General features: G+C 59.2%; 11 protein-coding genes and 3 pseudogenes. 4 read left to right on the top strand and 10 right to left on the bottom strand.

Going from position 1 to position 12,971, the window contains the following annotated elements:
* Nucleotides 1-68 precede the first annotated feature (68 nt).
* On the top strand, nucleotides 69-773 hold the full coding sequence (locus BFQ03_RS25540; protein ID WP_065944270.1) for a hypothetical protein: 705 nt from the start codon (nucleotides 69-71) through the stop codon (nucleotides 771-773).
* A 510-nt stretch (nucleotides 774-1,283) separates the two neighbouring features.
* Here BFQ03_RS25540 and cyoE read toward each other — a convergent pair.
* The 5 genes from cyoE to cyoA are packed head-to-tail and all read right to left on the bottom strand — an operon-like array spanning nucleotide 1,284 to nucleotide 6,105.
* Nucleotides 1,284-2,171: a heme o synthase gene (gene cyoE / locus BFQ03_RS25545; protein WP_029300217.1), complete on the bottom strand. Its 888-nt coding sequence runs from the start codon at nucleotides 2,169-2,171 to the stop codon at nucleotides 1,284-1,286.
* An 11-nt stretch (nucleotides 2,172-2,182) separates the two neighbouring features.
* On the bottom strand, nucleotides 2,183-2,518 hold the full coding sequence (gene cyoD, locus BFQ03_RS25550) for a cytochrome o ubiquinol oxidase subunit IV (protein WP_032857627.1): 336 nt from the start codon (nucleotides 2,516-2,518) through the stop codon (nucleotides 2,183-2,185).
* On the bottom strand, nucleotides 2,518-3,141 hold the full coding sequence (gene cyoC, locus BFQ03_RS25555; RefSeq protein WP_029300213.1) for a cytochrome o ubiquinol oxidase subunit III: 624 nt from the start codon (nucleotides 3,139-3,141) through the stop codon (nucleotides 2,518-2,520). Before cyoC ends, cyoD begins: the two co-directional genes overlap by 1 nt.
* Before the next feature lie 3 nt (nucleotides 3,142-3,144).
* Nucleotides 3,145-5,163 carry a cytochrome o ubiquinol oxidase subunit I gene (cyoB, locus tag BFQ03_RS25560; protein ID WP_032857630.1) on the bottom strand — a complete coding sequence of 673 codons (2,019 nt, stop codon included), beginning with the start codon at nucleotides 5,161-5,163 and terminating at the stop codon, nucleotides 3,145-3,147.
* Nucleotides 5,164-5,166: 3 nt separating this feature from the next.
* A complete protein-coding gene (gene cyoA, locus BFQ03_RS25565) occupies nucleotides 5,167-6,105 on the bottom strand; it encodes a ubiquinol oxidase subunit II (RefSeq protein WP_032857631.1) in 939 nt (312 codons plus the stop codon).
* Between the two features lie 27 nt (nucleotides 6,106-6,132).
* On the opposite strand from cyoA, the pseudogene BFQ03_RS31120 reads away from it, so the two are divergent.
* Nucleotides 6,133-6,347: pseudogene (locus BFQ03_RS31120) on the top strand (hypothetical protein).
* Nucleotides 6,348-6,900: 553 nt separating this feature from the next.
* Here BFQ03_RS31120 and BFQ03_RS25570 read toward each other — a convergent pair.
* Together BFQ03_RS25570 and hmpA are read right to left on the bottom strand one after the other, a co-directional pair.
* Complete coding sequence (locus BFQ03_RS25570; RefSeq protein ID WP_032857633.1) at nucleotides 6,901-7,407, bottom strand: disulfide bond formation protein B; 507 nt, start codon at nucleotides 7,405-7,407, stop codon at nucleotides 6,901-6,903.
* Between the two features lie 237 nt (nucleotides 7,408-7,644).
* Complete coding sequence (hmpA, locus tag BFQ03_RS25575) at nucleotides 7,645-8,826, bottom strand: NO-inducible flavohemoprotein (protein WP_065944271.1); 1,182 nt, start codon at nucleotides 8,824-8,826, stop codon at nucleotides 7,645-7,647.
* A 155-nt stretch (nucleotides 8,827-8,981) separates the two neighbouring features.
* On the opposite strand from hmpA, the gene norR reads away from it, so the two are divergent.
* Nucleotides 8,982-10,523 (top strand): nitric oxide reductase transcriptional regulator NorR, encoded by a 1,542-nt coding sequence (gene norR, locus BFQ03_RS25580; protein WP_032857637.1) that lies wholly within the window; start codon nucleotides 8,982-8,984, stop codon nucleotides 10,521-10,523.
* Between the two features lie 102 nt (nucleotides 10,524-10,625).
* On the opposite strand, the gene BFQ03_RS25585 is transcribed toward norR, so the two are convergent.
* Nucleotides 10,626-11,537 (bottom strand): DMT family transporter, encoded by a 912-nt coding sequence (locus BFQ03_RS25585; protein WP_065944272.1) that lies wholly within the window; start codon nucleotides 11,535-11,537, stop codon nucleotides 10,626-10,628.
* 138 nt (nucleotides 11,538-11,675) lie between these two features.
* Between BFQ03_RS25585 and BFQ03_RS25590 the strand changes: the two genes are divergently transcribed.
* Nucleotides 11,676-12,557: a helix-turn-helix domain-containing protein gene (locus BFQ03_RS25590; protein WP_065944273.1), complete on the top strand. Its 882-nt coding sequence runs from the start codon at nucleotides 11,676-11,678 to the stop codon at nucleotides 12,555-12,557.
* 3 nt (nucleotides 12,558-12,560) lie between these two features.
* Here the strand turns inward: BFQ03_RS25590 and BFQ03_RS30865 are convergent.
* Both BFQ03_RS30865 and BFQ03_RS30870 read right to left on the bottom strand, forming a co-directional pair.
* Nucleotides 12,561-12,659, bottom strand: a pseudogene (locus BFQ03_RS30865) (outer membrane lipoprotein carrier protein LolA); the annotation flags it as partial.
* Nucleotides 12,660-12,771: 112 nt separating this feature from the next.
* Nucleotides 12,772-12,888: pseudogene (locus BFQ03_RS30870) on the bottom strand (outer membrane lipoprotein carrier protein LolA); the annotation flags it as partial.
* Between the last annotated feature and the right edge of the window lie 83 nt (nucleotides 12,889-12,971).

The following is a 12,971-nucleotide window of genomic DNA, read 5'->3' on the forward strand; positions in this document are numbered from 1 at the left end:
CTACCCTGGCCCTTGAAAATGCCCGACGCTTTTTTCGTCTCCCCGCTTACAGAAGTAGTGAAATTTCAATGTCCGATTCCCGCACCGAAGAATCCGTAGTCACCTTGCAATCCAAAGCTGAATACGAAAACGCCATCAATCTTTCACAGCATGTGCCAGCGGCCAAGAACATCAGTGAAATGGTGCTGGACGCCTTCCATACCTCCAAGGAAAGCGACCAGATCCGCGAATTGCGCATCGCCATCCGCCAGGCCCACGACGCCTTTGACGATGACCAGGCCTACGACCTGATGGGCCAGCTCAAGCAGCTCAAGGACGCCGAAGCCGCCGACAACGCCGCCCTCGAAGACTTGAGCAGCAAGTTCTCGATCAGCCGCATCCTTTCCAGCTTCAAGGACGACCCAGAGTTCCAGGAACTGGTCTACGGCCTGGCCCTCAAGGTGCTGAACCAGACCCACCAGGCCATCAGCAATCCGAGCGCCGGCAAAGGCAAGGCTGCACGGGCGAAGAAGGAAGTGGAAGTGTTTGTGATCAGCAAGGATGGCATCAGCGTCACCCTGCCCTTGCGCACACCGCGCTCCAAACTCAATGTTGACCGCGAGGCGCTGGAATTCCTCGGTTTCAGCTTTGTGGGTGAAGGCGATGAGGCCGAGCTTGAGAGCGAGACCTTTGTGGATAACGCCGGTGCCGAGCAGCCGTTGACGCGCAAGAGCATCGTTACCGCGTTGCAGCAGCAGACAGCGTTTGACGGTTACAGCATCGCCCAGCAATAAGCCCTCCCCCACCTCTAAATGTGGGAGCGGGCTTGCTCGCGAATGCGCAGTGTCAGTCACTTTATTTGCTGATTGATACACCGCTTTCGCGAGCAAGCCCGCTCCCACAGGTAAGCAGCTCCGCGCTCTGGTTTTGCTGTTGCTCTGCTTTTGATCTTGATCTTGATCGGCGCCCCGTTAAACCACGATGGCCGCAGGCAGGTATTGCGCAGTGGGCACCCCGGCATGGATGCCGGGGTAGCCGCGACACGGCCATGGATGGCCGATCGCGGCGGGCCCACGGAGCAATGCCTGACTGTGGGCATGCCGAGCCTAGGCGAGGCACCGAGTGGTGGGGCGAGGACCTTTTGGTTACTTTTGGGTCCCTCCAAAAGTGACCCGCTGTAAGAGCGGAACCAATAGCCGCCGTGACCGCAAAAATGGATATGTACTCATACCAAACCATCCCCAACACCCCACAAAAAAGCCCCGCTCTTCTCTCGAAGGCGGGGCTTTTCATTGCATCCCAACTCAGTGGGCGTAAGTCAGCAGCAACTCTTTCGGCACCTGGAAATCCAGGGACATCATCACGCTCAAGGCGGTGATGGTGAAGATCGAGAAGACGAACAACTTGCGCGCCCAGACGGTGTCATCCACCGCCTTGTAGCCAGTCCAGGCCATGTACAACCAGTACATGCCCATGGCTGCGGCCACGGCGAGGTAGCTCATGCCGGCGTAGCCACTGAAGGTCAACATCAAGGTCGCCACAAGGAAGGCCAGGATGTAGAGCAGGATGTGTTTCTTCGCCACCTGGATGCCACGCTTGACCGGCAGTACCGGAATCGAAGCCGCCAGGTAGTCGTTGAAACGGAAGATCGCAATGGCGTAAGAGTGCGGCATCTGCCACAGGCTGAACATCACCAGTAGCACCAGCGCAGCCATGTCGAAGCTATTGGTCACAGCCACATAACCAATCACCGGCGGCATCGCCCCCGACAGACTGCCCACCAGCGTGCCGTGAACCGACTTGCGCTTGAGGTACAGGCTGTAGAGGCCGACGTAGATGACAAAACCGATCACGGCAAACAACGCCGCCAGCGGGTTGGCCACCGTGTACAGCAACGCAACGCCGGCAACACCGAGGACGGTCGCGAAAATCAGTGCCAGTTTCAGGGAGATGAGGCCCTGGACCAGCACGCGATTCTTGGTGCGCTCCATCTTGATATCGATGTCACGGTCAATGCAGTTGTTGAACACGCAACCGGACGCCACAACAAGGGAAGTGCCGATCATTGCCGCCAGGAAAATGGCCAGATCGACATGCCCCTTGGAGGCCAGGAAGAAACCGCCTGCCACAGAAAGCACGTTACCGAAAATGATCCCCGGTTTGGTGATTTGGATAAAGTGCTTAAGCGACATCGGGTCTTACCTCACTTCGCCATCATGTAGGTGTGGATGCTGAACATGATCCACAACGACAGGCCAACCAGCAGCACGATCACAATGGCCGTGAACACAAACGCAACCACGTTGTTGCGCTGGGCCTGGGAGCGATCCAGGTGCAGGAAGTAATACAGGTGAACAACCACCTGGATCACCGCGAACAACAGCACGATGGCCAGTGTCGTGGCCTTCGGCAAGGTTGGGTACATCACCAGGCCGAACGGGATGACAGTCAGGATCACCGACAGGATGAAGCCAATGGCGTACGACTTTACGCTGCCGTGGCTCGCATCATGGCTGTCATGGGAGTGTGCGTTAGCCATTACAGAGTCCCCATCAAGTAGACAACGGTGAAGACGCAGATCCAGACCACGTCCAAGAAGTGCCAGAACAGGCTCAGGCAGCTCAGGCGGGTCTTGTTGGTCGACGTCAGGCCATGCTTGTTGACCTGGTACATCATGATCGCCATCCAGATCAGACCGGCGGTTACGTGCAGACCGTGGGTACCGACCAGGGTGAAGAACGCCGACAGGAAGCCGCTGCGGCTAGGGCCGTAGCCTTCGGAGATCAGCAGGTGGAACTCGTTGATCTCCATGGCGATAAAGCCGAGGCCGAGCAGGAAGGTCAGGCCCAGCCACTTCAGCACGCCTGCCTTGTTGCCACGGAAGAACGCCAGCATGGCGAAGCCGTAGGTGATCGAACTGAACAGCAGCAAGGCGGTTTCGCCCAGTACGTAATTCAACTCGAAGATGTCGTGGCCCGACGGGCCACCCGCTACGTTGTTTACCAGTACCGCGTACACCGCGAAGATCGACGCAAACAGGATGCAGTCGGTCATCAGGTAGAGCCAGAAACCGTAGACGGTCATCTCGCCCGCGTCGTGGTGGTCATCGTGCCCATGGTCATCGACATGGGCGTGTCCAGCATTGGTCACTAAGTTCGACATGGTTTAAGCCTGTTCCAACGAGGTTTCAACACGGTTGGCCGGAATCTTCTTCTCGGCAACCAGGCGAGCGTGCTGCTCGGCTTCGATGCGTTCGATCACGTCGACCGGCACCATGTAGCCTTGATCATCACGAGCCGCGTGGATCACGAAATAGATCACGGTGCCAGCCAGGCTAGCGATGGCCAGCCACCAGATGTGCCAGATCATCGCGAAACCGAATACCGTCAACAGCGCGCCCATCACCACGCCAGTGGCGGTGTTGTTCGGCATGTGGATCGGCGAGTAGCGCACAGGACGCTGGTACGCAGTACCGTTTTCCTTGGCTTCGGTGAACGGATCGATCGTCTCGGCCTTAGGCAGCACGGCAAAGTTGTAGAACGGCGGTGGCGACGAGGTCGACCATTCCAGGGTGTGTGCATTCCATGGGTCGCCGGAGTCGCAGGCGTTCTGCTTGCGGTCACGGATACTCACGTACAGCTGGATCAACTGGCAGGCGATACCCACAGCGATCATCACCGCACCGAACATGGCGACGTACAGGTACGGCACCCACTCAGGGTTGGTGCTGGCGTTCAGACGACGGGTCATGCCCATGAAGCCCAGTGCATAGAGCGGCATGAACGCGACGAAGAAGCCGGTGATCCAGAACCAGAATGCAGCCTTGCCCCAGCCTTCGTGCAGCTTGAAGCCGAACGCTTTCGGGAAGTAGAAGCTGAAACCTGCGATGTAGCCGAATACCGCGCCGCCGATGATCACGTTGTGGAAGTGAGCGATCACGAACAGGCTGTTGTGCAGTACGAAGTCAGCACCCGGGATGGCCAGCAGTACGCCGGTCATGCCGCCGATAGCGAAGGTCACCATAAAGCCCAGGGTCCACAGAACCTGGCTGGTGAAGCGCAGACGGCCGTGGTAGATGGTGAACAGCCAGTTGAATAGCTTCACCCCCGTCGGGATCGAAATCAGCATCGTCGCCAGGCCGAAGAAGGCGTTGACGCTGGCCCCCGAACCCATGGTGAAGAAGTGGTGCAGCCAGACCATGAAGCCCAGTACAGAGATCGCGCCCGATGCGTAGACCATCGAGTGGTGACCGAACAGGCGCTTGCCGGTAAAGGTCGAGATCACTTCGGAGAAGATACCGAACGCTGGCAGGATCAGGATGTACACCTCAGGGTGACCCCATGCCCAGAACAGGTTCACGTACATCATTGGATTGCCACCAAGTTCATTGGTGAAAATGTGGAAATCCATGTAACGGTCAAGCGTCAGCAGTGCCAGGGTAGCGGTCAGGATCGGGAACGAAGCCACGATCAGGACGTTGGCCCAGGTGCAGGTCCAGGTGAAGATCGGCATGTCCATCAGTTTCATGCCTGGGGTACGCATTTTCAGCACGGTGGCCAGGAAGTTGACCCCCGTCAGTGTCGTACCCAACCCGGATAGCTGTAGCGCCCAGATGTAGTAATCCATCCCCACGCCCGGACTGTATTGCAGCCCCGACAACGGCGGATAGGCAACCCAACCGGTCTTGGCGAATTCGCCGACGCCCAGGGACAGGTTGATCAGCACGACGCCGGAAACCAGCAGCCAGAAGCTCAGGGAGTTGAGGAACGGGAACGCAACGTCACGCGCACCGATCTGCAGCGGCACTGCCAGGTTCATCAGGCCGGTGAAGAAAGGCATCGCCATGAAGATGATCATGATCACACCGTGGGCGGTGAAGATCTGGTCATAGTGTTCAGGCGGCAAGTAGCCAGGCGACCCCTCGGTGGCCATGGCCAACTGGGTCCGCATCATGATGGCGTCGGCAAAACCACGCAGCAGCATGACCATGGCGACGATGATGTACATCACGCCGATTTTCTTGTGGTCGACCGACGTCAACCACTCGGTCCACAGGTAGGTCCACTTCTTGAAGTAGGTGATTGCCGCAAACAGCCCCAGACCACCCAGCGCGATCATGGCGATGGTCACCATCACGATCGGCTCGTGGAACGGCACCGCTTCCCAACTTAATTTACCAAACATCGTTTACTCCTCTGCCCCGGCAGCTGAATGCGAATTTGCGTCCGTCCCTTCCACAGCAGCCACTTCTTTCTTCTCGTGCTTGACCGGCTTGCCTGGCTTCATCGCTTCATACTTATCGATGATTTTGTCAAACAGGTCCGGCGTGTACGAGGAGTACAGCTCTACAGGGTTGTTCTGGCTTGGCTTGGCAAGGGCTTCGTATTCAGCTTTTTCCAGCTGTTTTGGTGAGCTCTTGGCTTCTTGTACCCAGGCATTGAAATCTTCCTGAGTGGTGGCGATTGCTTTGAATTTCATACCGGTAAAGCCCGCGCCACTGTAGTTGGCGGAGATACCGTCGAGCTCGGCGTTCTGGTTGGCAATCAGGTGCAGCTTGGTCTGCATGCCCGCCATTGCGTAGATCTGGCCACCCAGGCCCGGAATGAAGAACGAATTCATCACCGAGTCAGAAGTCACTTTGAAGTTGATCGGGGTGTTAGCCGGGAACACGATCTTGTTGACGGTGGCGATCCCTTGCTCGGGATAGATGAACAGCCACTTCCAGTCCAGCGCGACCACTTCGATAGTGATTGGCGGCACGTCGGATTCCAGCGGACGGTAAGGGTCCAGCTCGTGGGTCGACTTATAGGTGATGTAACCCAGGGCGATGATGATGAGTACAGGTACCAGCCACACCGCGATCTCGATCTTGGTGGAGTGCGACCACTTCGGCGCGTAGGTCGCCTTGGTGTTGGACGCGCGGTATTTCCAGGCGAACGCGAAGGTCATCACGATCACCGGCACCACGACCAACAGCATCAGCAGCGTAGCGGTGATGATCAGGTTACGTTGCTCCACGCCGACCTGACCCACAGGGTCGAGCAGCGTCCAGTTGCAGCCTCCCAGCAATAACATGCCGAAAAGCGGCACTATGCCTAGTAATCGGGTGTACCTGTTTTTACTCATCTCACGACCTCTAAAGCAGCTTGCGCAATGCAGTTGGGTTTTGATCGCCAACACTTCACCCTGCCAAGGGTTGGCATTTCTCTTCGATTGAATAAGGGCCTGCCCGGCGCTTCATGCGCTGATCGACACGTCCAGGTCTGGCGGTGAATTCTTATTCGATTTCGTTGGTCAAAGGCCTTGTTACAGACCAATTCCATTTGGTGCGGATAGTTGAAAGGCTGCCGGCACCTGGGGTCGCATGAAGCAATGTTTTCGCCTCTCGACCGCCCTATTTGCTCAGGGTTGAGCAGCACCGGACATTCAGTGCGGGCGATTGTAGTTAGCTAGCGATGTATAAACCATGACTTATAAAGAAATTATTTTTATCGATTACAGCAATAATCCTGCGCCATTGTTGCAAAGGTCCGGGATCGTATCGCGTTTGATTCTCAACAAAAACCACAAAAAATGCCGTGTTATTGCCCATTTTGTCGCATTCAGCGCCCTCTCCTGCCCCCCGTAAACCCTAGGCAAGCCCGCTAAAAACAAGGCATTCACAGCTCACTGGAAGTTCTGTACCGCACGCCGTGCGCGGGGTCGGCCTGGATGGAAAGTGACAGGCAAAAACGCCTGGTCAACGGCTGATCAAGCATCGGGGCACGGGGTGGGAAACGTCCTGCGGCGCCTTCAGTGTGACAACGTGTCGCACGTTGCGCGCTGCCATTCTTGTCCAGCGTCACGGTCCTTTCACAAAATGCCCGCACACAAAAACGCCCCGGCCTGCATCAGCAGGACCGGGGCGTTTTGTAGGACGATTTAAGCGCTGTGCTTGCGGTTACGGTAAATGCCCAGGGGCACCAGGATCACCGTCAACACGAACGCCACCAGCGCCCATTGAGCCAGGGACAAGCCCAGGACCGGCGGGTACGGCGTGCTGCAGAAACCGTCGACCTGGAAGCCCAGCGGGAAGATCTTCGCCAGGGGCAGGTCATCGACAATCGGTTGCAACACGTCGATACCGCAACTGATGGCCGGATAGAACTGGGTATACACATGGTGCCCGGCGGCAGCGACACCCCCCAGGGCACTGAGCACCACCAGCACTTCAAAGACCGTGACACTGCGTTGGGTGCGCATCGCCGCGCCGATAAAGGCAAAGAGCGCAATCAGCAACAAGGCATAGCGCTGCAGGATGCACAGTGGGCATGGCGCTTCGCCCAACACTATTTGCATATAGAGCGCGCCACCGATCAGCGCCAGGCAGATGATCCCCAACAACACCAGGAAGCGCCGTTCACGCCCTAACCGCATTTCGTCAATCATCCCCGTTTCCCTTTGCCTAATGATGGTTGTGCCAATGGCCGCAAGTTTACACACAGGAGGTGAAAATTTAGCAGTAGGCAGCGGGAGGGTAGGCAAAATGGGTTAACGGCGCATTAATGTGGTGGTCTTTCGGGCCTCTTCGCGAGCAAGTCGAATCGCCGCACCGCCGCTCCCACATTTTGAATGTATTCACAGATCAAATGTGGGAGCGGCGGTGCGGTGTTGAAGAGCGGCCGCTTATTCCAGCGCCGCCGCCGGCCCAAAGAACTCATACCGGCTCTGCTTCTCAGGCACACCCAGTGCCTTGAGGTGACGCTTGATCGCACTCATAAAGCCCTTTGGCCCCAGGAAGTAGGCATCCACATCACGCTCCTCAGGCAACCACGCCGCCAGTTGCTCCTGAGTCAACATCCCCAGCTTGTCCGCCGCCGGGCTGATGCCATCATCCTCGGCATAGCAATAGAAGCGTTGCAGTTGCGGATGCTGCACGGCCAACGCATCGACCCAGTCACGGAACGCATGCACACCGCCATTACGCGCACAGTGGATAAAGTGCACCGGGCGCTCGGTCGCCAAAGCCGCTTCCAGCATCGGCAGGGTTGGCGTGATGCCCACCCCGCCACTGATCAGCACCAGGGGTTTGTCGCTGGGCACCAGGGTGAATTCTCCCGATGGCGGGAACAGGTCGAGGGTCGCACCCACGTGCATCTGGTCATGCAGGTAGTTGGAGACCCGCCCGCCCGCTTCGCGTTTGACGCTGATGCGGTACAGGCCCGAATCGGTGCGTGCCGACAACGAATAGTTGCGGCGCACTTCTTCGCCATCGAGCAGCAGTTTCAGGCCGATGTACTGGCCAGGCTCAGCCGCGAGGATCGGGCCGTCATCCACCGGGGCAAAGTACAGGGAAATGATTTCGCTGCTCTCCTCCACACGCTTGACCAGCAGAAACGGCCGGGCACCACGCCAGCCACCAACGGCCTGGGCTTTTTCGTCGTAGATCGCACTTTCGGCACCGATCAGGATATCGGCCAGTTGCCCATAGGCGGCGCCCCACGCACTCATCACTTCAGGGGTGGCGATTTCATCACCCAGCACCTCGGAAATCGCCCGCAGCAGGCAGTTGCCGACAATCGGGTAATGCTCCGGCAGAATTTGCAGGGCCACGTGCTTGTTGATGATCTTGGCCACCAGGTCGCCCAACTGATCCAACTGGTCGATATGCCGCGCATACATCAGCACACCATTGGCCAAGGCGCGAGGCTGGTCGCCGCTGGCCTGGTGGGCCTGGTTGAACAGCGGGCGCACTTCGGGGTATTCGGACAACATCATGCGGTAGAAGTGGGTGATCAGGGCTTCACCACCGCTTTCGAGCAGTGGCACAGTGGACTTGACGATGGCACGGTCTTGAACGCTAAGCATGGGGAGACTCCTGAGCTTTTAGGCTTCTGAATGATTACCTTGTGATACTCAGTATTCGTGCCAACTAATAATTCGTTATTTATCAATAGCTTAATTTAAATATAGTCAATATGACTTCCTACACATTATAGTCATTAGGACTACAAGGAGTCATTATGACTGCACACTCCCTGCTCACCACCCTGTTGCCATTGGTCGCCGACCTCTCCCGCGAACTGCCCGAAGGCGAGCGCTACCGACGCCTGCTGCAAGCCATGCGCACCCTGCTGCCCTGCGATGCCGCCGCGCTGCTGCGCCTGGACGGTGAATGGCTGGTGCCACTGGCGGTGGACGGCTTGAGCCCGGACACCTTGGGCCGACGCTTCAAGATCAGCGAACACCCGCGCTTCGAAGTGCTATTGAGCAGCCCCGGCCCGACCCGCTTCGACAGCGACAGCGAACTGCCCGACCCCTATGACGGCTTGGTCGATGGCCTGCACGGTCATCTGGAAGTCCACGACTGCATGGGCTGCCCGCTGTTTGTCGACGACCGCCCCTGGGGCCTGCTGACCCTGGATGCCCTGGACACCGAGCGCTTCGAGCGCGTCGAACTGGACGCCTTGCAAGCCTTTGCCAGCCTCGCCGCCGCCACGGTCAATGTCGCCGAACGTATCGAGCACCTGGCATTGCGCGCCGAGGATGAACACCAGCGCGCGGAAATCTATCGCCAGGCCAGCGGCCAGCAGCACAAGGAAATGATCGGCCAGAGCAAGACCCACAAGCGCCTGGTAGAGGAAATCAAACTGGTGGGCGGCAGCGACCTGACCGTGCTGATCACCGGCGAAACCGGGGTCGGCAAGGAACTGGTGGCCCAGGCCATCCACGCGGCCTCATCGCGCAGCGAAAAACCGCTGATCAGCCTCAACTGCGCCGCCCTCCCGGAAACCCTGGTGGAGAGCGAACTGTTTGGCCACGTTCGCGGCGCGTTTACCGGCGCGCTAAATGAACGGCGGGGCAAGTTCGAGCTGGCCAATGGCGGCACGTTGTTCCTTGATGAGGTGGGCGAATTGTCGCTGACCGTGCAGGCCAAGCTGCTGCGGGTCCTGCAAAGCGGGCAGTTGCAACGGTTGGGCTCGGACAAGGAGCATCAAGTGGACGTGCGCCTGATCGCCGCCACCAACCGCGACCTGGCCGAAGAGGTGCGCAATGGCCGTTACCGTGCCGACTTCTATCACCGCCTGAGCGTATACCCGCTGCAAGTCCCGGCCTTGCGTGAACGCGGGCGCGACGTGTTGCTGCTGGCGGGTTTCTTCCTTGAGCAGAACCGTTCGCGCATGGGCCTGGGTAGCCTGCGCCTGACCAGCGATGCCCAGGCGGCGTTGCTGGCTTATGGCTGGCCCGGCAATGTGCGGGAGCTGGAACACTTGATTGGTCGCAGTGCCCTGAAAGCCTTGGGCAACCACCGGGAGCGGCCGAAAATTCTCAGCCTCAGCGCCAAGGACCTGGACTTGCCCAGTGAATCGGCGCCGCTGATTGAGGAACAGGCCGAGCTACCCGTGGTGACCGGTGACTTGCGCCAGGCCACCGAGCACTACCAAAGGCAAGTCATCGGCGCCTGCCTGGAACGCCACCAGCACAACTGGGCCAGCGCCGCCCGAGAGCTGGGGCTGGACCGCGCCAACCTGGGGCGCATGGCCAAGCGCCTGGGCCTGAAGTAACACCGATCAAACTGTGGGAGCTGGCTTGCCTGCGATGACAGTGGGTCAGCCAGCGTAGATTTTGGCTGCTCCACCGCCATCGCAGGCAAGCCAGCTCCCACATCAGATTTGCTTCGATTCCAAAAGCGGACTCACAGGCGTAATCGCTCGGGGCTTACGAAACACCAACACATTCCCCAGCATCACCAGCACCAACCCCACCAGTGCCGGGGCCGTCCACTGGTAGCCCTCGACCAGCGCCGAGACGTTCAGCGCCACCACCGGGAACAACACCGTGCAATACGCCGCCCGCTCCGGGCCCATACGGCCGACCAAGGTCAGGTAGGCGGTAAAGCCGATCACCGAGCCCGGGATCACCAGGTACAGCAACGAACCGATATAGCGGGTGTTCCATTCCATTTCAAAAGGAATGCCCTGGATCACGCAGTACAGCGCCAGTATCGACGCGCCGTAAGCCATGCCCCAGGCGTTGGTGGTCAACGGCTTGAGCCCGGCTTTCTGTTGCAGGCTCGACAGCATGTTGCCCGCCGAGAAACACATCGTCCCCAGCAACGCCAGGCCCAAGCCCAATAGCGTCTCGGGGCTGGCGGTATGCCCGGCCAGTTCCGGCCAGAACAACAAGCCCAGGCCGAGCAACCCAAGGCCGCCGCCCAGCAACACATTGCGCGCGACTTTCTGGCCGAAGAACACTCGGGCATTCAACGCATTCCACAGCGTCGCGGTGGAGAACACCACCGCCACCAGGCCACTGGGGATCCACTGGCTGGCCGTGAGGAAGCACATGAAGTTCACGCAAAACAGACACAAACCCTGGGCCAGGCAGATCAAGTGCCCGCGCCGGTTCATCACCTGCAATTTGCGACTGAGCAGCAGCAACACAAACAGCACCAGCGCTGCCAGGCCGAAGCGATAGACGATGGAAACCGGAATTTCCACCACGCCCAATTGCCACTTGAGGGCGATCCAGGTGGTGCCCCAGATCAGCACAGTCAGTAAATACAGGGAAAGGTTCATGGCGCACTCCGGTGGTTGAGCCACAGTGTCGCCCTGCCCTGATGCTGCGCACTTGCAGATTCTTGCGCTTTTGTCAGGCCGAGGGATCACAGCACCAACTGCCGGGAGTAGGATGCAAGGCGTCCCAGAGAACGAATTATGCCTACCCTGGAAACCCTGCAAGTCTTTCAAGCCCTCAACCGCTCGCCCAACGCTCGCCTTGAGCTCAGCGCCGAGCTTGGGGACGGCTTGTCTGCGGCTTTGTGGAGCAACCACCATGATGCCCAGGACTACGAGGCGCCCAGCCATCACACCCTGTCCTGCTACGTGGGCGGTGGCACCGAGACATTTCGGCGCGGCCAGCCCGGCACCAAGGGTGGCCCTGACAAATTGTGCATCCTGCCCGCCGAGCATCAGTCGGCCTGGGTGATCAACGGCGAGATCCGCCTGGCCCATGTGTATTTCAGCGCGGAGCAATTTGCCCTGGGTTGCGTCACCCTGCTGGACCGCGAGCCCCGGGCGCTGCAACTGCGCGAAAGTACGTTCCTGGAAGACCCGCAGCAAGCCCGGCGCTTTCACCAGTTGATTGGCCTGAACTGGCAGGAACCTGCCGAACGCCTGCTGACCAGTAGCCTGGCCCATGAAATGCTCAGCCACACCCTGCTCAGCCAGGTCGGCCTGCGTGAAGGCTTGCGCCTCAAGGGTGGCCTTGCTGCGCATCAACGCCGGCAGTTGGTGGACTACATTGAGCAGCAACTGGCCGAGCCGATCAGCCTGGGGCAACTGGCCGGATTGTGCGCGTTGTCGGAGTACCACTTTGCGCGGATGTTTCGCGAAAGCTTCGGCTTGCCGCCTCACCAATATGTACTGGCCCGCCGCCTGGCTCGGGCGCAGGTGATGTTGCGCAGCGGGTTACTGCCGTTGGGGGAGATCGCCCTGGCGTGCGGATTTTCCAGTGCCGGCCACTTTACCAACCGGTTTCGCCAGGCGATGGGGGCGACACCGGGGGAGTATCGGCAGGCGTTCCTGCCCCGCCCCTGAACATACACACATCCCTGTAGGAGCGAGCTTGCTCGCGAAAAACCTGAGGGCAATGCGGGGAGTCAGGTTCCCCGCGTTATCGTTAACGACCTTCGCGAGCAAGCTCGCTCCTACAGGGGGGGGGCGCGCAGGTGATGTTGCGCAGCGGGTCACTGCCGTTCCGGGGGAGTATCGGCAGGCGTTCCTGCCCCGCCCCTGAACATACACGCATCCCTGTAGGAGCGAGCTTGCTCGCGAAAAACCTGAGGGCAATGCGGGGAGTCAGGTTCCCCGCGTTATCGTTAACGACCTTCGCGAGCAAGCTCGCTCCTACAGGGGGGGCGCAGGTGATGTTGCGCAGCGGGTCACTGCCGTTCCGGGGGAGTATCGGCAGGCGTTCCTGCCCCGCCCCTGAACATACACGCATCCCTGTAG

This window comes from Pseudomonas sp. 25 R 14 (assembly GCF_900004755.1).
GTDB lineage: Bacteria > Pseudomonadota > Gammaproteobacteria > Pseudomonadales > Pseudomonadaceae > Aquipseudomonas > Aquipseudomonas brenneri.

Bases quoted from the DNA above. Each gene is read 5' to 3' on its own strand.
- cyoB (WP_032857630.1), bottom strand. From the start codon at position 5,163: ATGTTTGGTAAATTAAGTTGGGAAGCGGTGCCGTTCCACGAGCCGATC.
- norR (WP_032857637.1), top strand. From the start codon at position 8,982: ATGACTGCACACTCCCTGCTCACCACCCTGTTGCCATTGGTCGCCGAC.
- BFQ03_RS25540 (WP_065944270.1), top strand. From the start codon at position 69: ATGTCCGATTCCCGCACCGAAGAATCCGTAGTCACCTTGCAATCCAAA.
- hmpA (WP_065944271.1), bottom strand. From the start codon at position 8,826: ATGCTTAGCGTTCAAGACCGTGCCATCGTCAAGTCCACTGTGCCACTG.
- cyoD (WP_032857627.1), bottom strand. From the start codon at position 2,518: ATGGCTAACGCACACTCCCATGACAGCCATGATGCGAGCCACGGCAGC.
- BFQ03_RS25590 (WP_065944273.1), top strand. From the start codon at position 11,676: ATGCCTACCCTGGAAACCCTGCAAGTCTTTCAAGCCCTCAACCGCTCG.
- cyoA (WP_032857631.1), bottom strand. From the start codon at position 6,105: ATGAGTAAAAACAGGTACACCCGATTACTAGGCATAGTGCCGCTTTTC.
- BFQ03_RS25585 (WP_065944272.1), bottom strand. From the start codon at position 11,537: ATGAACCTTTCCCTGTATTTACTGACTGTGCTGATCTGGGGCACCACC.
- cyoE (WP_029300217.1), bottom strand. From the start codon at position 2,171: ATGTCGCTTAAGCACTTTATCCAAATCACCAAACCGGGGATCATTTTC.
- cyoC (WP_029300213.1), bottom strand. From the start codon at position 3,141: ATGTCGAACTTAGTGACCAATGCTGGACACGCCCATGTCGATGACCAT.
- BFQ03_RS25570 (WP_032857633.1), bottom strand. From the start codon at position 7,407: ATGATTGACGAAATGCGGTTAGGGCGTGAACGGCGCTTCCTGGTGTTG.